Below are 22,653 nucleotides of genomic sequence, written 5' to 3' on the forward strand. Positions count from 1 at the left end.
AGCGGTTAAGCTACGTATTTTTTAACTATTACACAGGCATTATGGCCACCAAAACCAAAAGTATTGCTTAAAGCTGCTCTTACGGTGCGGTACTGTGCTTTATTAAAGGTAAAATTTAGTTTAGGGTCAATATCGGGATCATCGGTAAAATGATTGATAGTAGGGGGAACAATATCGTGTGCAACACTTTTAATGGCCGCTATAGCTTCTATTACACCAGCTGCACCCAGGCAATGGCCAGTCATAGATTTAGTTGAGCTGATATTAAGTTTGTAGGCATGCTCTCCAAATACACTTAAAATTGCTTTTACTTCTGCACCATCGCCCAATGGAGTAGAGGTACCATGTGTATTAATATAATCTATGTCTTCAGGAGCCATTTCTGCATCTTCCAAGGCAGCTCTCATAACATTTTTAGCCCCCAATCCATCCGGATGTGGTGCTGTAATATGATAGGCATCGGCAGTTGCGCCGGCACCGGCTACTTCACAATAAATTCGGGCACCGCGGGCCAATGCACTTTTTAGTGTTTCCATTACCAGAATACCGCAACCTTCACCCATCACAAATCCATCACGGTCTTTATCATAAGGCCGGCTGGCTGTTTTAGGATCATCATTGCGTTCGCTGAGTGCTTTCATTGAAACAAAACCACCCATTCCGGCTTCATTGATAGTAGATTCACTGCCGCCGGCTAATATAACATCCGCTTTATTTAACCTCAAAAGGTTATAAGCTTCCATAATTGCATTTGTGCTGGTGGCACAAGCACTCATTACGGCAAAGTTGGGACCGCGCAGATTATGACGGATAGAAATTTGACCAGCACAAATATCACATATCATTCTTGGGATAAAGAATGGAGTAAAGCGCGGAGTACCGTCGCCTTTTGCAAAATCTGATACTTCCTGCTGGAATGTTTGTACACCGCCAATACCACTACCAACAATTACACCTACCCTGTCTGGATTGATATTATTTTTATCTAAACCGGCGTCTGCTAAAGCCATATCGCTTGATGCAATACCAAAATGGGTAAAGCGATCCATTTTACGGGCATCCTTTTTATCAATAAATTGTGCTATATCAAAACCTTTTACCTCACAGGCAATTTGCGTTTTGAATTTAGATGCATCGTATTGTGTAATATGATCTGCACCAGACACACCATTTACGAGATTATTCCAGAAATCGTCTAAATTATTTCCAATGGCAGAAATAACACCAATTCCTGTAATAACAACCCTGTTTAATTCCATATGGCATCACCTTAGTTTAGAGAAATAAAATCCGCCAACAGTAAGAAAATTACCACTGATTGGCGGATTTATAATAATATCATGAACGCCTTGGTTCCTTATTTAGCGTGTTCTTCAAGGTAAGTTACAGCCTGGCCAACGGTAGTAATCGTTTCTGCCTGCTCATCAGGAATAGAAATGTTGAATTCTTTTTCAAATTCCATGATTAATTCTACTGTATCCAGAGAATCAGCGCCTAAATCATTAGTGAAAGAAGCTTCTGTAGTTACTTCTGCTTCGTCTACGCCCAACTTATCCACAATGATTTTTTTTACTCTTGTTGCGATGTCTGACATTTTTTTATGTTTTGTTACGGGTGCAAAAATATAATTTTTGAACAATTAGCAATGAGTTAGTGCTTTTTTGTTTTACGAAGGCAAAATTACGGGGTTGATTGGTATTATAGATTTTTAGCCCGATAAATCTTTTTGCTTTAAAAAATGATTGGTATATTGATGGCTTATAACATGTTAATTATGGCAATTAAAGTTATCAATCACGGCGGTAAGGAGTACAAGCAAATGGTAGACCTGCGCTACCAGATTTTGAGAAAACCTTTGGGCTTAGTTTTTACTGAGGAAGAATTGGTTACAGAGAAAAATTATATACTCATTGGCTGCTTTGATGATAACAAAATTGAAGGTTGCTGCGTGTTAATTCCCCTGGATAATGAAACCCTTCAATTGCGCCAAATGGCTGTTACATCAGGCTTACAGGGCAAAGGCATTGGCAGAATGCTGATGCAGTTTGCCGAAAATATAAGCCGCGACAGAAAGTATAAAAAAATTATTATGCATGCCCGCAAAACGGCTTTGGGATTCTATGAAAAACTGGGTTATGTTAAAACCGGCGATGAGTTTTTAGAAGTAACCATTCCCCACTACATTATGGAGAAAAAACTGTAATATGCTTACCCCAATATTACAATAGACCATGTTTTTTAATTCCTGCAGCCTCTTGGCATCAATTAGGCCTTATTCCCAATTTTTTGGTTAAACAGGGCCCTTAATTCCTGCCGAAATTCATCCGTCATATTGTCTTTTGGAAAGAGAAAAAAGGATTTTTGAGAGAAATAGACATGAAAAAAGTTGGGACTTTCGATGAATTTGGTGAATTGTGACCATTCCCATTGCATTATTCCACGGTCATGTTGCAGAGTTACCACGTTATTATCGAAGTCGGCAATAAAGTTGTGTTGAAAGGTAACAGACTTCTTATATATATTAATAGGTATAATATACCAAAAGGAAATAAGGAAGATAATCCATATAAAAGACCCCAGTAAAAATGGCTCGGGTCGAATTTTACCAATTAAATAGAGTATTGCGGATATAATATCAAATACAATTACTACAATTAGCAATATTCTTATTTCGGGTTGCCATATGAAATGATAACGCAAGGCCTGTAACACTTTAGATTTTTCGTACCGGAAACTAAGCTGCATATAATAGTATTAAAGCCATAAAAGTAGAGATATTTACTTTAAACATTTTTTGTTGTGAATGACTAAGGCAGGCAATAAATGCAACCCAGCTACACCAGCATAGGCTTTTTGCATTGTATTTTGGCTGCCCGGTATTGGTAAAGTACAAGAGTGCGACGCAAGTAAAGCCCATTTGGTGCCAGAACGCCGGGTTAATACTCTTATTTTTTTAACCCAATTTCTCTAAGCCGCTCATCCAGATATTCGCCTGCGGTTGCATCTGGATAATTTTTGGGATGTGTTTCAGAAATACATCCGGGCAGGCAGGCAAGGCTCATATTACCACGGGGATGCATAAAAAAAGGTATGGAAAACCGGCTGGTATGCCAATGTTCCGGTGGTGGGTTTACCACACGGTGGGTGGTACTGCATAATTTATTGTTGGTTAGGCGTTGCAACATATCGCCCACATTAACCACAATTTGATCGGGCAGGGAGGTAACATTTACCCATTGGCCTTGTTTGGTTAAAATTTGTAAACCGTCTGCTGATGCCCCCACCAACAGGGTAATCAGGTTAATATCCTCGTGTTGCTCTGCCCTTATTGCCGATTTTGGCGCTGTAGTAATGGGCGGATAATGAATACAACGTAATATAGAATTGCCATTTACCAGGTGTGGTTCAAAATAATTTTCTTCCAGATGAAGATATAAGGCAATGGCTTTTAACATAGCAGCGCCGCTTTCTTCAAAATGCCGGTAGGCTGTTAAAAGCGTAGAATTAAATGCTGCAATCTCTTTTACCTGCACATTATCAGGATATTCTTCTTTTATTTCATCGCCATTTTCTACAGTTTGACCAAACTGAAAAAATTCTTTTAAATCCGGGGCATCGCTACCCTTGGCATGTTCGCGGCCAAAACTGGTATAGCCACGCTGCCCGGCCAGGCCCGGTATTTCGTATGCCAGTTTTTGAGAAAGCGGAAGTGCAAAAAACTGTTGTACATATGCATACAACTCAGCTATAAGCTGGTTGGGTATACCATGATTTTTTACCGCAACAAAACCTACTTGTTCGTAAGCATTGCCTAGTTGTTGTACAAATGCTGCTTTTTGTGCAGAACTACCATTAATAAATTCGCTTAAATCAACTACAGGAATAGACATGGCCGGTATTTTGAAATAAATAATAAGTGTGAAAATTACAAAACTTATTAATACTCCTTTATACCCATTATTATTTAGGTACCAATAATTGCTGTAGAATAATAATTAAGGCTGCTTTAATTCAAATAGTTTCAAAGGCCATTTTTAACCCAGCTAATACCTATGCATCAGCACCGCTTGCGTCGCACTCTTGTACTGTATCACTTTATGGTGCTATAAATTATGTGGATTATTGCATGGCATGTAAAGCCAGCATTTCATTGGCATCGGCATCCATTAATACATAACGGTTTACCATGCTAATCTGCATTTCATCCAAAGCATCTATAATATTGGCATAACTAGCATTTTCGGTAGGTTTTATTAGTACAACGGTTTCGTTGGCATCGCCATATTTGTGTTGCACCATTGCCTTTTTAGTATTAATTATATTTCGTAAACCCGTAGCCGAAAAATTGGTTGCGTGCATGTATTGTAGACTATCGCCATTATAATAATATACTTTGTTATTGGCCCCCAGTAAAAAACTGATGGTTTTGCTGGCCGCTGTTTCTATTGGCGATTTTGTATCGCTATCATCGGGTAAATTTAGGTGCATGGCCATAGGGGTATTTAGCGATGTAGTAAATACAAAAAAGGTAATTAATAAAAATCCCAGATCTACCATGGGTGTAAGATCTACTTTGGTAGACAGTTTTTTACTGCGTCTTGCACCGGGTGTTGCTTTGCTGTTTGGTACATTTATCTCTGCCATAATATTGGGTTTATTACTGAGATGCAGGGGCATAAATAATCCATAAGCAAATACAGGAACCGAAATACTGGTTTCTGCCTTTTGTATTTTATTGCTGCCCTAAGTGCTGAACGGTGCAGTGTGCGACGCAAGTAAAGCCACATTAATAATACTCTGCCGGGCCAATAAATTACTTACTTAAACGCGGATATATATTTTTTTACGGTCTAATAGGTAAACAATTAACCAATAAAAACTAATCATACAAATAGCATATGCCAAAGAGCCTACCCTTAAATCGGCAGATATGTTTTTACAAATATGCTGGTAAAACCATCCAAATGGAGAAAGGTATTGTGGTTGACCGGACAGCGTTATGCCATTATTTATTCTTATTAAACCCAATACCCTTGGCAAAAAGCCACTAAGTACAAAAATGAATAGCGGGTTTTTACCAAATACATCAAAAAAGCGGGTAAGCTTACCTGTTAACTGTTTAAACTCTATCATATATATTAGCAAACCAAGTATGGTTATAGCCAAACCACTGGTATATAATACGTAGCTACTGGTCCATATTTTTTTATTTAAAGGAAAAGCCAGGGACCAAACCAAACCCACTACAAATAATACCATACCTGCAATAAACAGTTGTTTTAGCATGATAGCCGTTTTGCCCTGCTTAATAATATAGCTGCCTACAAAAAATCCAATCATCACCTGTACTATTGCCGGCAATAAACTGCCAAGACCCTCGGGGTCAAATGCCAGCCCTTCGCCATGATACATGTGCACATCACCCAAAATGGCTTTATCAATGCCGGTGCCAAAATAGCCGGCCAAACTGTAAGGGTCTGTAGCATTACCCAGGTAATAGCAAAGTACCCAGTAGCACAACAATAGTAATGCGCCTGCAATAGCTGCTTTTTTGGGGCTAAGAAAATATACCAGCAGCAGGGCAAAACAATAACACAATGCTATTCTTTGTAATACACCCAATATACGGATGCCATGAGGAAGACCTTCGGCATCTGTCCACAACCATGTTTTAGGTACCAGCATATTTTGTTGCCACATTATAAATGGGCTCCAGTTTAAAAAAAGGCCAATAGCAAAAATAAGTATGGTTCTTTTCAACACTTTTTGTAAAAAAACAGCGGTGCCTGCGGTTTTAAACCGGGGAATTACGAATGCCATAGCATTGCCAACTGCAAATAAAAAGAAAGGAAAAACAAGGTCTGTTGGTGTACATCCATGCCAGGGGGCATGTTCTAAAGGGGCAAAAACATGCTCCCACGAACCTGGATTATTAACGAGAATCATTAAAGCTACGGTGGCTCCGCGAAACACATCTAAAGAATAATATCGCTGGTTCATATATAAATTTGAAGAAGGTTAAAGTTAGGTATGCCCATCCATATCAAATGCTTCATTTTTATTACACCAATGGCTGTTTTCCCCCCCTGGCAGGTAATATCACCTATTTGTTAATCCTTTCGTTAGCATACTAAAATTGCTATCTTTGACGCTACCATCCATGGTAAGTGAAAACACTTTAAATGTTAAGTATCGGTTTTATTTCAACCGGTATTTTTTTTAAATATATGTGACTTACCGTGGCGAAGCCATGCCATATTTAAACAGGTAAAATTGGTTTTAAAATGACAACAGAATTTTTTGTTCATCCTTCATCCTTTATTGATGAGCCCTGCCAAATAGGTAAAGGGGTAAAAATCTGGCATTTCTCGCATATTATGCAGCATAGTATTATTGGTAATGGCTGTAATATTGGACAAAACGTGGTAATTGGTTCCCATGTTAAGCTTGGTACCAATGTAAAAATTCAAAACAATGTTTCTGTATACGAAGGGGTTGAATGTGAGGATGATGTTTTTTTAGGTCCTTCAATGGTATTTACCAACGTTATTAATCCACGCAGTGCGGTAATTAGGAAACACGAATTTAAAAAAACACTTGTTTGCAAAGGCGCCAGTATAGGAGCCAATGCCACTATTGTTTGCGGTAATCAAATTGGTGCTTATGCCATGATTGGTGCCGGGGCAGTAGTTACCAAAAATGTACTGCCGTATGCATTGGTAGTTGGCAACCCGGCAAAACAAATTGGTTGGGTAAGTGAGCATGGTAACCGGCTCCATTTTTCTAGTGAGGGGGAAGCATTCTGCCCCGAAACGGGCCAGCAATACAGGCTGGATAATAATGTGGTTAGCCGTATTATTTAAAAAAGTAGCCTCTCAGGTTAATTATCCAACACAAAATATGTAACCTGGTATATCCGTTAATTTGAATGCCAGTTAAAAAGAAATACTCCAATAAAACAATATCCTTTATAAAATGGCCTCAATTGAAAACAAAATAAAATTTGCCGTAGTTGGTTACGGGCATATAGGCAAACGACATGCTGCTATGATTTACCGCAACCCCGAATGCGAACTGGTGGCTATTGTTGATATAAAGGATACCGCTGCTTTACAAATAAACGAAGCCGGTGTACCATTGTTTGCTTCACTGGAAGCATTATTGCAATCTGGTATCGCTATTGATGTGATCAATATTGCTACGCCTAATGGTTATCATGCTTCGCAGGCCATACAATGCCTGGATGCACATAAACATGTAGTTATAGAAAAGCCCATGGCGTTAAAAAAACAAGATGCAGAAAGAGTAATATTTAAAGCATTACATGTACATAAACATGTATTTGCTGTTATGCAAAACCGTTATTCACCACCATCTGTTTGGATAAAAGAATTATTAGAAAGCCAAAAACTGGGTAAAATATTTATGGTACAGCTTTGCTGTTACTGGAACCGCGATGAAAGATACTATGTTCCAAATAGCTGGCATGGTACCAGGGCCCTGGATGGAGGAACACTTTTTACCCAGTTTTCTCACTTTATAGATATTATGTACTGGCTGTTTGGAGACATAGAAAATATTCAATTAAAACTGCACGATTTTAACCATGGTGAAAGTACAGAGTTTGAAGATTCCGGCATCATTCATTTTGATTTTTTGAATGGTGGCATTGGCAGTATTAATTATTCAACTGCCGTATGGGACAAAAACCTGGAAAGCAGTATGACCATTATTGCCGAAAATGGCTCCGTAAAAATAAGTGGGCAGTATATGGATATAGTAGAATACTGTCATGTAAAAGATTATACAATGCCAAAACTGGCGCCTACCAATCCGGGTAATGACTATGGTGGATATAAAGGATCGGCACAAAATCACCACTATGTTATTGATAATGTTGTGTCGGTACTAAAAGGCAGGTCTGCAATAAGCACCAATGCCATGGAAGGATTAAAAGTTGTAGATATTATTGAACGAATTTATCAGCGGGGCGCAACAAATTAACCCCTTATTGCATGTGTGGTATTGCCGGTATTATTGCAGATGAAACTGCCCTGTTAAACAATATTTTTCCTATGGCGGCCACTATGGCCCACCGTGGACCAGATGGGGAAGGTTTTTTTGAATGGAATAATGTGGCTTTAGGGCACAGGCGCTTATCTGTAATTGATCTTTCTAAGCTGGGTGCGCAACCCATGCATTATTTAAACCGGTATACCATAACCTATAATGGAGAAATTTACAATTATAAGGAATTGCGTACTACCCTGCAAAATAGTGGTTATCAGTTTATATCCGCATCCGATACAGAAGTTATTTTGGCAGCCTATGATTATTGGGGCACCCAATGTTTACAGCAATTTAATGGCATGTTTGCCTTTGCCATATTAGACACCCAAAAAAACAACCTTTTTTTTGCCCGTGATCGTTTTGGAGTAAAGCCTTTTTACTATTATCAAATTCCGGGGCTATTTGCTTTTGCTTCAGAAATAAAAGCATTTACAGTTTTGCCAGGCTGGCAGGCTACGGCCAATATGCCTAAAGTATACGATTATCTTAATTCTGGCTTGCAGGATCATTCCCCCGAAACCATGTTTAACCGGGTTTTCCAATTACCAGCTGGTTTTTATATGGAGTATGATCTTTTCTGCGGTTGTGTAAGCACCTTGCAATGGTTTGATATAAAAAAACAAACCTTTACCATATCATCCAACCCTGCAACAGATTTTAGAACCTATTTTAATCAGGCTGTTTCTTTAAGGTTAAGGGCCGATGTAAAAACAGGTTCCTGCCTTTCAGGAGGTATAGATAGTTCTTCAATTGTGTTAACGGTAAACCAATTGCTGCAACAACAAAACATGGCAGCCGCGCAGGAAACCGTATCCAGCTGTTTTGAAGAAAAAGCCTTCGACGAACAAACCTATATAGATGCAGTTACCACACAGGCAAACTGCATCAGTCATAAGGTATTTCCACAATTATCGCAACTATACCAGGATCTTGGCAAAATTGTTTGGCATCAGGATGAGCCTTTTGAAAGTACCAGTATTTTTGCACAATGGGCTGTTTTTAAAAAAGCACGGGAAGCAGATATTACTGTTATGTTAGATGGGCAGGGAGCTGATGAATTACTCGCCGGTTATCATGCTTATTATGGTATTTACTTTGCCCAATTAGTTAAAGAGAAAAAATACAAAAAATTACTCGCGGAAATAAAAGGGTTAAAAAAAACAGGCATTTACGGTAATGGCTTTATCGCTAGAGAATTTGCAAAAAATATATTGCCAGGTGGTTTTTGGCGCCGACTAAAAAAATTGAGATATGCCGATGCAGATTGGATTAATACCGGCAAAATTACCAGGCAAAAAGTAAATAAACAACACACAGTAACATCCTTCAGTTACCAGCAAATAACAAATAGCAATTTGCCCAAACTGCTCCATTGGGAAGACCGCAATTCTATGGCATTTTCAGTAGAAGCCCGGCTACCATTTCTTGATGCTCATCTGGCGCCTTGGTTGTTTCATTTACCGGTTTCTCAAAAAATAAATAAAGGCATTACTAAAACAATTATACGGCAATCGCTGGCTAATCTATTGCCGGCCAAAGTATTAAACCGGTACGATAAAATGGGTTTTGTTACACCCGAGTTGTTATGGATGCAAGCCAATAAACCAGCCCTGTTAAAAGACTTGGAAAATGCCATTACAAAAACAAATGGTTTAATTACACCACAAATACTTATTCGCTTTCAGCGAATGGTGGATGGCAAAATTCCATTTGATGCCACCATTTGGCGGGCATTGTGTTTTGCCAAATGGATGGAAGTGTTTAATGTACAACTTACTAATGCCTAATTAGTACTGGTTGTTTTTATGTGCCGGGCAAAAGAATATAGATTAAGCTGCCGTTGCGTCGCACTCTTGTGCTGTAACAAATAATTCAACAAAAACACACACAGCTGAAATATATTCCAAAGCCCAAAGGCAGGCGGATAGCAGTGTATACCCCGCTGAAGCAGTTGCAGCGCTGGCGGTTCCCCCTGCAAGGGGGTTAGGGGGGTGGCGGAGTAGTAACGGATAGCCGCAACCACCGCACAAATATTTCTAATGCCCACTGCCCCAACATTTGCTATACAACAGCACTTATCATATAGCTGGTAGTTAGCTTATATTTGCCGGGAAGAATTTTATAAACACTAGCGCTTCTTAATTAAACATACGGTGCTGCAGCTAAACAACGATAGCAGTCTTATACAATAACGATTATTTAAATTTCACAATGAGAAAACTGTTTTTTTTAATAGCGATATTACTTATTTCGTTTGCAGCCGTTGCACAACAGCTGATGCAAAATGATTTAAGACAAATTAATGTTGACAAACTTAGCGACGAAGAAATTGTTTACTACTACAGCCGGCTGCAACAAGCCGGTGTATCTGTTGAGCAGGCTGCACAAATTGCCGCTTCTAAAGGAATGCCCAGAGAAGAAATTGAAAAATTACAAAAAAGGGTATTGGCATTAAGCAGCGGCCAAAAATCTATTGCTGCACCTAACAATTCAGCTGATACCAGTGGATATGGCAGAAAACAAAACGATAATACCATAAAAGAGGCTGCCAATACCTATAACAAGCGCATTTTTGGAGCAGATATTTTTAATAATACCTCCTTATCTTTTGAACCCAATTTACGCCTGGCTACACCGGCAAACTATGTATTGGGTCCCGATGATGAATTAACTATTAATGTATATGGCCTTTCTGAAACCAGATACAACCTTAGAATAAATACCGAGGGCAGTATTTATATTCCCAATGCTGGTCCGATTGCCGTAGCTGGTTTATCGGTTGAAGAAGCAAGTGCAAAAATTAAAGCCCGCCTGGCAGCTACCATTTATAAAGCCATAGCCAGCGGCGGAACTAAAATACAGGTTGCGCTGGGCAATATCAGAAGCATAAAAGTTACCATTATTGGCCAGGCAAAAAAGCCGGGCACCTACACGGTGTCATCTCTTGCCACTGTATTTAATGCTTTATATGCTTGTGGCGGTCCGGATGATAATGGCTCATTCCGTAAAATAAGTTTAATAAGAAATAATAAAATAATCAGCACTATTGATTTATACAGCTTTCTGTTAAACGGCAGCCTGCAAGGTAATCTGCGTTTAATGGATCAGGATGTGATACGCATACCCTATTACGATGCAAGAGTAATTGTAGGCGGAGAAGCAAAACGGCCCGGTATTTTTGAAATTATGAGTGGCGAAACCCTGCAAAAAGTTTTAGAAGCTGCTGGCGGATTTACTGACTCTGCCTATAAAAGTGCTGTAAAAATTACCCGCTTAACCGATAAGGAAAAAAGTGTGGCAGATGTACAGCAAAACAACTTTGGTACCTTTTTATTAAACGGTGGCGACTCAATTAATATTGGTAAAGTACTTAGCCGATATGCAAACCGCATTCAAATTAATGGAGCGGTAATGCGGCCCGGAGATTATGCCCTTTCAGAAAATATGACTTTAAAACAATTAATTATAGCGGCAGATGGGCTTAGGGAAGACGCCTTTTTAAACAGAGGTATTATTACCCGTTTACAAAACAACCTTACCCCACAAATAATTTCTTTTAATACAGGTGCTATAATGGCTGGTACTGAAACAGATATTGTTTTACAAAAAGAAGATGTTATTACTATTACCCCCATAACGGATTTACACGAAAATTATACATTCTCTATACAGGGCGAAATAAGAACACCAGGAGTGTATACTTTTAAAGATAGCACCAGCATAAAAGACCTTATTTACCAGGCAGGAGGATTTACAGAAGCAGCAACCGGTAAACGAATTGAAATTGCACGCAGGGTTACTGACGCCTCTATAAACAGCGCCTCTACCGAAATAGCCAAAATTGTTCAGATAGATACTGATAAAGATTTACTGAAAAATGATGAAAATTTTTATTTACAACCTTTTGATGTAGTAATTGTGAGAAACAACCCCGGCTACTTTACTCAGCGTACAGTAATTGTACAGGGAGAAGTAATGTACCCCGGTGCCTATGTGATTAATTCTAACGACGAAAAATTAAGCGATATTATTACCCGTGCCGGCGGTATTAAAAACACGGCTTACCCTGCCGGTGCATCACTAAAAAGATTAAACCTTATTGATGCGCAAACTGAAATAAAAGCCAGTAAAGTAGAAAAACTGGTAAGCTCTCAAATTAAAGACAGTACAAACGCAGATTCTCTTTCAAAAGAATCTGTAAAACCATACGATTTAATTGGGATAGACCTGAATGAAGTAATGAAATCGCCAGGCATTACCAACGATTTAATATTAGAAAACGGAGACCTAATCTTTGTCCCAAAGAAAAACCAGGCAGTTAAAGTAAGGGGCGAAGTGCTATTCCCAACTCAATTTGCTTTTGAAGAAAATAAAAACATGAAATACTATGTAAGCAAAGCAGGAGGTTACTCAAGTTCGGCCGTTAGGGAAAAAGCATTTGTATTAGGTGCAAATGGCAGTGCCAGAAAAGTAAAAACATTTTTGTTTTTTACTACTTATCCCAAAATCAATGCCGGCGACGAAATATTTATTCCAAGAATTCCAGATAGAAAGAACAGGCTAAGTACCACTGAAATTATTAGTATTTCATCTACAATTGCTTCTCTGGCTGCAGTGGCAATTGCCTTAATTAATAGTTTAAAATAGCCTTTGTATCTGCAGGTTTTTTTAAAACTTATAAATAATACAACCAAGGGCTTTTAATTTATAGCGTAATGAGTAACGATACCAGCTCTTTAAAAGAAATTACTTTTAGTGATGTTGCCGAAATTATAAAAAGGCAATACAGGTTTATTTTGTCTAAATGGCTCATCATTCTTGTGGTGGGTATTGGCGGCGCATTACTAGGTATTGCTTACGCATGGATACAGCCTATTAAATATGAAGCCAACCTTACCTTTTCTACAGATGAGGATGCCCAAAGCAGCAGTGCATTGTTGGGTATTGCTTCGCAGTTTGGCTTTAATCTTGGTGGTAAAAGCAGTGCTTTTTCTGGCGAAAATGTGTTGGCATTAATTAAGTCGCAAAAAATTATTACCAACAGTTTATTAAAAACAGTGCCGGTTAACAACAAACAGGAGCGCTTATTAAATATTTATCTGGATGCAAACGGCATGTACAAATCATTTAGTAAATCGCCCTTATTAAAAAATGTGTCTTTTCCTGTTAAGCAGGACCCCTCTACGTTTAACCGTTTACAGGATAGTGTATTATTATTGGTAATCAATAAAATTCAAACCGAAGCCTTAATGGTTACGCAGCCCGATGAAAAGCTGGGCATTTATAAAGTAACTTGTTTAAGCGAAAGCGAATTATTTTCAAAAGCATTTGCCGAAGAAGTAATGGCACAGGTATCAGATTTATATATTCTAACCAAAACAAAAAGGGCACAACAAACAGTTACTATTTTACAGCAAAGAACAGATTCTATTCAACGGGCATATAATGCGGCATTATATGGCCGGGCGGCATTAAACGATGCCAATTTAAACCCTGCATTACAATTGCCTACCGTTGGCATTCAACGTAAACAAACTGATATTACCGTGCTGGCCACCGCCTATGGCGAATTATTAAAAAACCTGGAGCTGGCTAAATTTAATTTACTGCGCGAAACCCCATTAATTCAAATTATTGATGAGCCCATACTGCCGTTAAAAGTGGTAAAATACAGTAAGCTATTTACCGGAATTATTTTTGCCATTTTGTTTACCTTTTTACTGCTGGTAATTCTTAATGTAAAAAGGCTTTCAAAAAAATAATATTTTTTGCCTGGCTTTATTTAAAACGGTGCAGTGTGCGACGCAAGTAAAGCCCAATAGTACTACCAATGCCTGGCCAATAATACAAAGAAGAATGGGCCCGGCATGTAAGCTTTTATAAACTTTACTTGCGTCGCACTCTTGTGCACTATAACAACAGGCAGCTATTTTAATTTGCCGGTTATTAAAAATATGTATGCTTCAAAATAAAAAAATGGTTTTGCTAAATGTGTTTAGTTCAGCTGGCCAGGTGGTATTGGTGGGTTTGGTATATTTCTTTTTATATAAATTTTTACTTAAAAGTATTGGTATAGAATTATTGGGTGTATGGTCTGTAGTATTATCTACCTCTTCCATTGCAAGCCTTGCCAATGCCGGTGTTACTACCTCGGTTGTGCGCTTTGCCGCCATTTATGTGGGCGATGCAGATAAAACAAAATTGCATCGTTTAACCTTTACGGCCACCATTATAATGGTAGTTTTATTTGTATTTATTTGCGCAGTTTTATACCCTTTTGCCGGTTATATTTTACACAATATTATTGATGCCAAATACATTGGCGATGCAATGGCTATTCTTCCATTTTCTATTTTATGTTTTATTGTAAATGCAGTAGGTGGTGTATATGCTTCTATACTGGATGGTACACAAAAAAATTATATCAGAAATATTATCTTTTCTACGTCATCGGTACTGCTGCTGATTTTATCAATTTTACTGGTAAACAGGTTTGGTTTTAAAGGATTGGCTTATGCGCAACTGGCGCAATCCATTTATTCACTTAGCATTTGCCTGCTGGTAGTTGCGCAAAGGTTACAATACAACCCTTTTAAATGGAACTGGGATAAAAGCATATTTAAAGATATTTACGCCTATAGCATTAAGTTCCAGTTTATATCTTTTGCCTCCATGTTAAACGAACCATTAACCAAAGGTTTATTGGCAAAATATGGCGGACTTGCTATAACCGGATATTACGAAATGGCCAATCGCTTATTAATGCAATTAAAAGGTGTAGTAGCAAATGCATACCAAAGTTTAATACCCGTAATTATTTCACTGGCCAAAGACAAAGAAGCAAGCGTTAGCGCTTTTTACAGTAAAACCTTATATCTGGTTTGTTTTATTTCATTAAGTGGTATTGGCATGTTGGCGCTGGCTGCCGGTATTATTTCCAATGTTTGGATTGGCCATTACGAACCCATTTTTGTAACGGTACTACAACTTTTGGGGATTTCCTTTTTTATAAACCTGCTAAATATACCAGCTTATTTCACGTTTATGTCGGTTGGTAATTTAAATACGCTAATTGTTAGCCATATTATTATGGCCGTTGTAAATGCATTACTGGGGGTAATATTGGGCTATTATTTTTCGGGTATCGGAATTATTATTGCCATTATTATTGCCACGGCAGCCGGATCTTTATATACCATATTGGTATATCAGCAACTAAATAAAATTGGCTTTACTAGTTTAATTGACAGCAATTTAAAAATTGCGTTTAGTGTATTGGCCACATTACTTGTTGCTATGTATATTATACCGGTTTTTATAAAAGACAACTTTTGGAATTACACTGCCAATAGCTTGTTAGTTGCTGGCTTTATGGTAACCATCTATTTTACCTTTTTAAAACAACTGGATATTGTATCGCTATTAAAAAACAAAACGCAACCCGTTAATGCCGGCAATTAAGCAGCGAATATCGGTAGCCATGGCAGTTTATAATGGCGAAGCGTATTTAAAACAGCAGCTCGATTCTTTGCTGCAACAACAATACCCTGCAACTGAAATTATTATATTGGATGATTGTTCTACCGATGATTCGGCAAACATTATTCAGCAGTTTGTATCGCCCAATATTCCTATTCATTATTATAAAAACGAGGTAAACAAAGGACCGCTATATACATTTAGAAAATTAGTAAGCTATTGTACCGGAGATTATATTGCCTTTTGCGATCAGGATGATATTTGGCTACCCAATAAGTTGGATATATGTATGCAACAAATGCAATTATTACCTACACAATTGCCAGCCGTTGTTTTTACTGATCTTAGTTTAATCAATAATAACAACCAAATCATACAAGCTTCGTTCTGGAAATATTATGGCATATATCCGCAGCAAACATCTTTTGCCAATGTGCTTTTTAATAATGTAATTACCGGTTGCAGTACACTCATTAACAAAGCAATGGCACAGGAAATAAATAAAATGCCCTATGAAGCCATTTTGCACGACCATTGGATAGCATTAATTGCCTACAGTTTTGGACAATTTTACAGTTTAGATACACCAACAGTTTTATACAGGGCGCACAATAATAGTGTAACTCAAAAAGCAAAATTATCTTTACAATCCAGGTTTTTTAACACCGTAAAATCTAATCCGGATTTTATCAAACATATACAACAGGCCCGGGCGTTTAAGCAATTATATAACAACAGGCTTAAGCCACAGCAACAGCAAACCCTGCGCTATTTTACTGGCTTGGCCAGAATACCTTTTATGCAAAACCATATAATGCAAAAATGTATGAAATACCTTATCCATAAAATGGTTGGCATTAAATAGTATTTCAGAAATATGTAGCCAGGCTTTCGAACTATTATCCGGCTTTACTTGCGTCGCACACTTGTACAAAAGAATGCAAAGCAGCTTTTAATAGCCCATACAAAATTTTTTAGTAAGCAACCAGCAAGGACTCAGAAAATAATATGATCAACGAATCGAATTTTCTTATTTGCATTGTATTATATAAACAAGCATTAAAATCGTCTGTTAGCTTTCATTCATTATTACAAACAGTAAACAAAACAATACGCACCAGCATTTTAGTATACGATAACAGCGAAACCAGTCAGACTGCCGAAATACAACATCAACAAACAGCCACTCCTTATCTGGATATACACTATATACACGATGCAAGTAACCCTGGTGTTTCAAAAGCATATAATACAGCTGCTTCATTGGCAGCAATTAATAAGAAAGAATGGCTATTGTTTTTAGATCAGGATACCAGCCTGCATCAGAATTTTTTTTCGGAAGCCCTGCTGCAAATAAACCAGCAACCAAATATTTGTTTGTTTTGCCCTATTGTACAATACAATAAAATTATCCTCTCTCCATCACGATTTATGCTGGGCCGTTCATTTATTTTACCGTCAATTATTCCGGGCATACATAAGGCAAAGGCTTATAGCTTAATTAATAGTGGTTTAATAATTCAATTGGCAGCCTTTCAGCATATTGGTGGATACGATGAAAATTTTAAAATGGATTACAGTGATCATTATTTTATAAAACAATTTAAAATCCATTACAGCACTTTATTTGTACTCAACTGCGTTAATCAGCACCAGCTATCCAGTTTTTCTGATACTGACCCCGCTAAAGTACTAAGCCGCTATGCAGCTTATATTGTATCTACCCGGTTGTTTGCGGTAAAAGCAAAAAGTTGGTTAGCGTTGTGGTGGGCTTTTTTACGCGGACTTAAATTAACTGTTCAATACAAGCAACTCAGCTTTTTACAACATGCTACCCGTTTATTCAAGAAATAGGTTTTCGCTATTACAGTTATTCTTCTACCTGTTTTTACTGGAAGTATGTATTGGTGGTTCAGGTGGCTTTATTAAAGAAGGCGCAGTTAGCTTAAGAAAAGTTGATTTTGTAATTGCTATGGGTATCTGCTTTTTTATTTATTATTTTAAAAATAAAATTGAATCAGATATCCTGCTCATAACCGGGGCCTTTCTTGCATTAATTGGCACCAGCGCCTTTATTGGTTTATTACACTATGGTAATGATGTTCGGGTCTACGAAAATTTCCTGATGCAATCCTTTTTTTTATTACTTCCCTTTTATGCATTATTTATAAACAATAAACATCAGGTGGAGCGGGTAATAGACATTCTTAAAATATCAGCCGTAATATTGGCTGTTGTATATCTTATTGTATTGCTTTTAATTGTTTTTAAAATTGTTCCTTTTTTAACGGTGTATTATGCAGTTGCTGGTAACGAAGATATAATGGGGCGTGGCACAGGTGCATTTTGGTACAAGGGTTTTATTTATTTATGTGTAGGCATTTATTTTTGGTTATTAGATAAACGCTTTGTATTAAAATGGCTATTGCAGCTTATGATGCTAACTGCCATATTCTTCACTTTTAGCCGTGGCTTTTTTGTTGCCCTTTTTTTAACCGGTATTATTTATAATTTCTTTTTTGGTAACCTGGTAAAAAGCATGGGTATTTTGTTCATCAGTATTATTGCTGTTGTTTTTTTTAACCAGTATTATGTTAGTCTATCGTTCGATAGAACTGAATCGGATTATGTTAGAACCACACAAATACAACAGGTTTACGATAGAATAGATTTGCCTTCCTTTTTTATTGGTCATGGTTTTGGAGAAGGTGTGCCGGTAAGGGATAATCATCTCGAAATTAATTACCTGGAAATATTTCATAAGCAAGGGATTATTGGCATAATATTCTGGCTGGCCATACTGGCTTATATTACCCTTGGTTATATCAATATCAAAAAGTGCTATCCCGAAAACGAAGCTTTTGCCAGGCCCTTTTTGCTATCTGCCTATTTTACTTATTTTGAATCGTTAACCAATCCATATTTAACCAATTCAATTGGCATGAATTTAATTATGCTTACCATAGTATGTTTTAGCGTTTTAAAAAAACATAACGCATGAGCATTTCAGTAGTTATGGCCACCTATAATGGGGCAGCATTTATAAAAGAGCAGATTGATTCTATACTAAGTCAGTTACCCGATGATAGCGAACTCATTATTTCTGATGATGGCTCTACAGATAATACCATTGCCATCATAAAAGCTTATAACGATCCCTGCATCCGCCTAATACAAAACCAACAAAAAAAAGGCGCTATCGGCAATTTTGAAAACGGGCTTCAACAAGCTTCAGGTGATTTTATTTTTTTAGCCGATCAGGATGATATCTGGTTGCCTGATAAAGTAAACACCTGTTTACAATATTTAACCAACTGCGATATGGTGGTGGCTGATTGCAGCATTGTAAACCAGCAATTAGAGGTGATACAGCCATCTATGTTTAGCCTGTATCAATCAAAGCCGGGCTTAATACCCAATTTTATAAGAAACAGATATGTTGGTTGTTGTATGGCTTTTAGAAAAGATATACTAGCAATAGCATTGCCTTTTCCAAAACATATACCGCAACACGATATTTGGCTTGGCTTTGTAACAGATCTTTTTTATACATCCTGTTTCATACCACAAAAATTACTTTTATATCGCAGGCATATGGGCAATGCTTCTGTAACATCGCAAAAATCGCCTTTTAGCCTTGGCAAAAAATTACAGTTTCGCTTTAATACCATTCGATATCTGCCGTTGCTGCTTATCAGAAAAAATAAACACCGCCAATCATAAACGCTATTGGATCTATAATAAAAGCATATGAAAGTTAGTATTATCACCGTTTGCTATAATAGCGAAGCCACCATTGAAAACACCATTAAAAGTGTGCTATCGCAAACCCATAAAAACATAGAATATATTATTGTAGACGGTAATTCTACTGATAATACAAAAACTATTATTCAACGCTATTCATCTGCAATACATCAGTTTATTTCAGAACCCGATAAGGGGTTGTACGATGCTATGAACAAAGGCCTGCAATTGGCCACCGGTGATATCATCAGCATCTTAAACAGCGATGATGTGTATAAAGATGAACAGGTGCTTGAACAGGTATTAAACCGGTTCTCGGCAAATACCGATGCTGTTTATGGCGATATTGTTTATGTAAAACGGCACAATACTTCAAAAATTATCCGCTACTGGCACGCAGGTAATTTTAAAAGGTATAAAATGAAATATGGTTGGATGCCTCCACATCCCGCCTTTTTTGTAAAAGCCACTATTTACAAAAGCTATGGCACTTTTAATACCAGCTTTAAAACATCGGCCGATTATGAGCTTATGTTGCGGCTTATTTATAAAAACAATATTACCCTGCACTATTTACCAAAATTACTGGTTTGCATGAGCGATGGTGGCCAGGGTAATGCCAGTTTAAAAAACAGACTAAAAGCCAATCTGGAAGATAAAAAAGCATGGTTGGTTAATGGCTTAACTCCTCCTGTATTTTTTAGATTGCTAAAACCTGTTATTAAAATTCCGCAGTTTTTGTTTAGACGAAAATTAGAATAAAAGCTATTGTTAGCCCGGCTTTGGTACAAATGGCATCGCCTCTTGCGTCGCACACTTCAGGGATTGGGGCTATAACCGGCAATTGAAATACAAAATACATGCTTGCTGTTTGCTGTACCTTGTGAGCAAAACCCAAATTAGGCTGCAGCAACATATTGTTCAGTAACCAACCAACCGCACAAGAGTGCGACGCAAGTACAGCTACATAACTATTCTATTGACTGGTTCAAAAAAATAACTGGAAAAATTAACCCGTATCCAACAGTGAAACCCCGTATAATAATTATACTAAACCGCCTGGTAGTTGGCGGACAATCTATTGATACCATACCGCTGGCGGCAAGCCTTACAGAGGAATATGATATTATGATTATTCATGGGCAAAAAGAGAAAGATGAGGAAGATTATACCATTGATGATACCAACACTACCGGCCTTAGTTTTACAAAAATACCCGCTCTTAAACGCAGCATAAATCCGCTGCACGATATACGCGCATTCATAGCATTATATCGTATTATAAAAAATTATGCGCCATCTATTGTACATACCCACGGGTCAAAACCAGGGTTAACAGGCAGGCTTTCCGCTTGGATGGCTGGTACACCCGTAATAATCCATACTTTTCATGGCCATTTATTTCATTCTTATTATAATAATTTTATCTCTGCCGGTATTATCCGGTTTGAAAGGTTATTGGCAAAAATTACCAATAAGCTTATTGTACTAAGTACTAAACAACAAAGGGAAATAACGGAGCAGTATGCTATTGTATCGCCCTCCAAAACAGTATTAATTCCACTGGGTGTACCCGACTTTTTGGCAACAGAAAATGCGGCTTACTTACGCAATACAGCCAGGCATTATTACAATATTGCTACTGATTGTGTGGCCATTGCAGTAATTGGGCGTATGGTGCCGGTAAAAAATTATAGTCTGTTTGTTGAAATTATAACCGGTTTATTGCCCAAAGTAAAACAACCAGTAAAATTCTTTTTTATTGGAGATGGGGAACAGAAATTGGCTTTGCAGCAGCAACTAAACAGTGCCGGCATTTTTTGGTGTAATGGCAATAGTAATTTAAAAGCGCAGGTAATATTTACTTCCTGGGTATCGCCGGTTACAGAAGTTTTGCATGGCATGGATATTATTACCCTAACTTCTTTAAATGAGGGTACACCACTTAGCCTTATAGAAGCCCAAATGTGCGCCAAACCGGTGGTAGCAGCCAATGCAGGTGGGGTGGCAGATACTTTTGCCGATGGTGTTTCTGGTTTTCTTATTGATGGATATGAAAGTGAAGCCTATGTGAAGAAATTACTAATGCTTGTTGAAAATGATAGCCTGCGTATAAGCATGGGCCAAAAAGGATATAATTTTGCCAAAAACAAATTTTCAAGGCAAAACGAAGTAGACGCTTTTAAAAACCTGTATGCTGGTTGTATTAGCGCCTCACATAAAAACAACAAATGAATATTCTAGTAACAGGCAGTGCAGGGTTTATTGGCTTTCATGTAGCCAATCGTTTAATAAAGGAAGGCCATTCGGTGGTGGGTATAGATAGTATTAATGATTATTACGATACACAATTAAAATATGATAGATTAGCTGCAGCAGGTATAGATATAAAAACTATAAACTACAACACACCCGCTATAAGCAAATGTGGCAATTATACTTTTTACTATTTAAAAATAGAAAACAAAGCCGCCCTGTTAAACATATTTGATATGCATAATATTGATTATGTTATTCATTTGGCCGCACAGGCGGGGGTGCGTTATAGCCTGGAAAATACCGAAGCTTATATTAACAGCAATATCGTGGGTTTTGCCAATATGCTGGATTGTTGCAGGGAATACAAAACCAAACATTTTGTTTATGCCAGCAGTTCCAGCGTTTATGGCTTAAATGATAGTATTCCTTTTACTACCCAACAGAATGTAGATCACCCCATTTCATTGTATGCGGCCAGTAAAAAAAGCAATGAGCTTATGGCCCATGTATACAGCCATTTATTTAATGTGCCTACTACGGGTTTACGGTTTTTTACGGTTTATGGTCCATGGGGCCGGCCTGATATGGCCCCGGTTATTTTTACCAAGGCCATTACCGAGGGTAAGCCTATACAGGTTTTTAATAATGGTAATATGAAACGTGATTTTACGTTTATAGATGATATTGTAGAAGGTGTATTGCGGGTTTTGCATAATGCACCCGGCCGAAATGATAGCTGGTCTAAAAACGGCTCGGATATTTCTTCTTCGAGTGCACCTTATAAAATTTATAATATTGGCAATAATGCCCCCGTTAAATTAATGGATTTTATTAGTGCCATAGAAACCCAATTAGGCAGGGAAGCAGTAAAAGAATTTATGCCTTTGCAACCCGGCGATGTTACTTCTACCTATGCCGATGTGAGCGATTTGGTAAAAGATACAGGTTATAAACCTGCTACTTCAATTGAGACTGGTGTAGAAAAATTTATAAAATGGTATAAGGAATATCATAAAATTGAGTAGATTTATATTCGCTTAGCAATAGCAGTTTTATGTAACCTAATCCGTACCATCTTCTGCCAGCTGTTGGGCTCCA

20 protein-coding genes are annotated in these 22,653 nt (G+C 37.7%); 14 read left to right on the top strand and 6 right to left on the bottom strand.

Annotated features, from left to right (window positions below):
* Positions 1-5 precede the first annotated feature (5 nt).
* A complete protein-coding gene (gene fabF / locus GD597_RS08635; RefSeq protein WP_171607430.1) occupies positions 6-1,259 on the bottom strand; it encodes a beta-ketoacyl-ACP synthase II in 1,254 nt (417 codons plus the stop codon).
* A 98-nt stretch (positions 1,260-1,357) separates the two neighbouring features.
* On the bottom strand, positions 1,358-1,594 hold the full coding sequence (locus GD597_RS08640) for an acyl carrier protein (RefSeq protein ID WP_147189896.1): 237 nt from the start codon (positions 1,592-1,594) through the stop codon (positions 1,358-1,360).
* Positions 1,595-1,774: 180 nt separating this feature from the next.
* Between GD597_RS08640 and GD597_RS08645 the strand changes: the two genes are divergently transcribed.
* A complete protein-coding gene (locus GD597_RS08645) occupies positions 1,775-2,203 on the top strand; it encodes a GNAT family N-acetyltransferase (RefSeq protein ID WP_171607431.1) in 429 nt (142 codons plus the stop codon).
* 62 nt (positions 2,204-2,265) lie between these two features.
* On the opposite strand, the gene GD597_RS08650 is transcribed toward GD597_RS08645, so the two are convergent.
* The 4 genes from GD597_RS08650 to GD597_RS08665 all read right to left on the bottom strand — a co-directional run bounded on the left by GD597_RS08650 (position 2,266) and on the right by GD597_RS08665 (position 6,000).
* Entirely contained in the window at positions 2,266-2,745 is a 480-nt protein-coding gene (locus GD597_RS08650; RefSeq protein ID WP_171607432.1) for a YcxB family protein, read from the bottom strand.
* 200 nt (positions 2,746-2,945) lie between these two features.
* Entirely contained in the window at positions 2,946-3,890 is a 945-nt protein-coding gene (locus tag GD597_RS08655) for an isopenicillin N synthase family dioxygenase (protein WP_171607433.1), read from the bottom strand.
* Between the two features lie 229 nt (positions 3,891-4,119).
* Entirely contained in the window at positions 4,120-4,644 is a 525-nt protein-coding gene (locus GD597_RS08660; RefSeq protein ID WP_171607434.1) for an ExbD/TolR family protein, read from the bottom strand.
* Between the two features lie 177 nt (positions 4,645-4,821).
* Positions 4,822-6,000, bottom strand: coding sequence for an acyltransferase family protein (locus GD597_RS08665; RefSeq protein WP_171607435.1), 1,179 nt, complete (start codon positions 5,998-6,000; stop codon positions 4,822-4,824).
* A 284-nt stretch (positions 6,001-6,284) separates the two neighbouring features.
* Between GD597_RS08665 and GD597_RS08670 the strand changes: the two genes are divergently transcribed.
* The 13 genes from GD597_RS08670 to GD597_RS08730 all read left to right on the top strand — a co-directional run bounded on the left by GD597_RS08670 (position 6,285) and on the right by GD597_RS08730 (position 22,580).
* On the top strand, positions 6,285-6,863 hold the full coding sequence (locus GD597_RS08670) for an acyltransferase (RefSeq protein ID WP_171607436.1): 579 nt from the start codon (positions 6,285-6,287) through the stop codon (positions 6,861-6,863).
* 112 nt (positions 6,864-6,975) lie between these two features.
* Positions 6,976-8,004 (top strand): Gfo/Idh/MocA family protein, encoded by a 1,029-nt coding sequence (locus tag GD597_RS08675; protein WP_171607437.1) that lies wholly within the window; start codon positions 6,976-6,978, stop codon positions 8,002-8,004.
* A gap of 11 nt (positions 8,005-8,015) precedes the next feature.
* Entirely contained in the window at positions 8,016-9,857 is a 1,842-nt protein-coding gene (asnB, locus tag GD597_RS08680) for an asparagine synthase (glutamine-hydrolyzing) (RefSeq protein ID WP_171607438.1), read from the top strand.
* Between the two features lie 424 nt (positions 9,858-10,281).
* Positions 10,282-12,717 (top strand): SLBB domain-containing protein, encoded by a 2,436-nt coding sequence (locus GD597_RS08685; protein ID WP_171607439.1) that lies wholly within the window; start codon positions 10,282-10,284, stop codon positions 12,715-12,717.
* A gap of 68 nt (positions 12,718-12,785) precedes the next feature.
* Positions 12,786-13,832: a GumC domain-containing protein gene (locus tag GD597_RS08690; protein ID WP_171607440.1), complete on the top strand. Its 1,047-nt coding sequence runs from the start codon at positions 12,786-12,788 to the stop codon at positions 13,830-13,832.
* Positions 13,833-14,028: 196 nt separating this feature from the next.
* Positions 14,029-15,531 (top strand): oligosaccharide flippase family protein, encoded by a 1,503-nt coding sequence (locus GD597_RS08695; RefSeq protein ID WP_171607441.1) that lies wholly within the window; start codon positions 14,029-14,031, stop codon positions 15,529-15,531.
* On the top strand, positions 15,518-16,414 hold the full coding sequence (locus GD597_RS08700; protein ID WP_262888847.1) for a glycosyltransferase: 897 nt from the start codon (positions 15,518-15,520) through the stop codon (positions 16,412-16,414). Before GD597_RS08695 ends, GD597_RS08700 begins: the two co-directional genes overlap by 14 nt.
* Before the next feature lie 143 nt (positions 16,415-16,557).
* On the top strand, positions 16,558-17,403 hold the full coding sequence (locus GD597_RS08705) for a glycosyltransferase (RefSeq protein ID WP_171607443.1): 846 nt from the start codon (positions 16,558-16,560) through the stop codon (positions 17,401-17,403).
* The gene (locus GD597_RS08710; RefSeq protein WP_171607444.1) at positions 17,378-18,550 is read left to right on the top strand and encodes a hypothetical protein; all 1,173 of its coding nucleotides are present in this window, start codon (positions 17,378-17,380) and stop codon (positions 18,548-18,550) included. Before GD597_RS08705 ends, GD597_RS08710 begins: the two co-directional genes overlap by 26 nt.
* Positions 18,547-19,272, top strand: coding sequence for a glycosyltransferase family 2 protein (locus GD597_RS08715; RefSeq protein ID WP_171607445.1), 726 nt, complete (start codon positions 18,547-18,549; stop codon positions 19,270-19,272). The genes GD597_RS08710 and GD597_RS08715 overlap by 4 nt, the downstream gene beginning before the upstream one ends.
* Before the next feature lie 27 nt (positions 19,273-19,299).
* On the top strand, positions 19,300-20,058 hold the full coding sequence (locus GD597_RS08720; protein WP_171607446.1) for a glycosyltransferase family 2 protein: 759 nt from the start codon (positions 19,300-19,302) through the stop codon (positions 20,056-20,058).
* A 264-nt stretch (positions 20,059-20,322) separates the two neighbouring features.
* Positions 20,323-21,531 (top strand): glycosyltransferase, encoded by a 1,209-nt coding sequence (locus GD597_RS08725; protein ID WP_171607447.1) that lies wholly within the window; start codon positions 20,323-20,325, stop codon positions 21,529-21,531.
* Entirely contained in the window at positions 21,528-22,580 is a 1,053-nt protein-coding gene (locus GD597_RS08730; RefSeq protein WP_171607448.1) for an NAD-dependent epimerase, read from the top strand. The genes GD597_RS08725 and GD597_RS08730 overlap by 4 nt, the downstream gene beginning before the upstream one ends.
* Positions 22,581-22,653: the final 73 nt, after the last annotated feature.

This window comes from Limnovirga soli, assembly GCF_013106755.1.
GTDB lineage: Bacteria > Bacteroidota > Bacteroidia > Chitinophagales > Chitinophagaceae > Limnovirga > Limnovirga soli.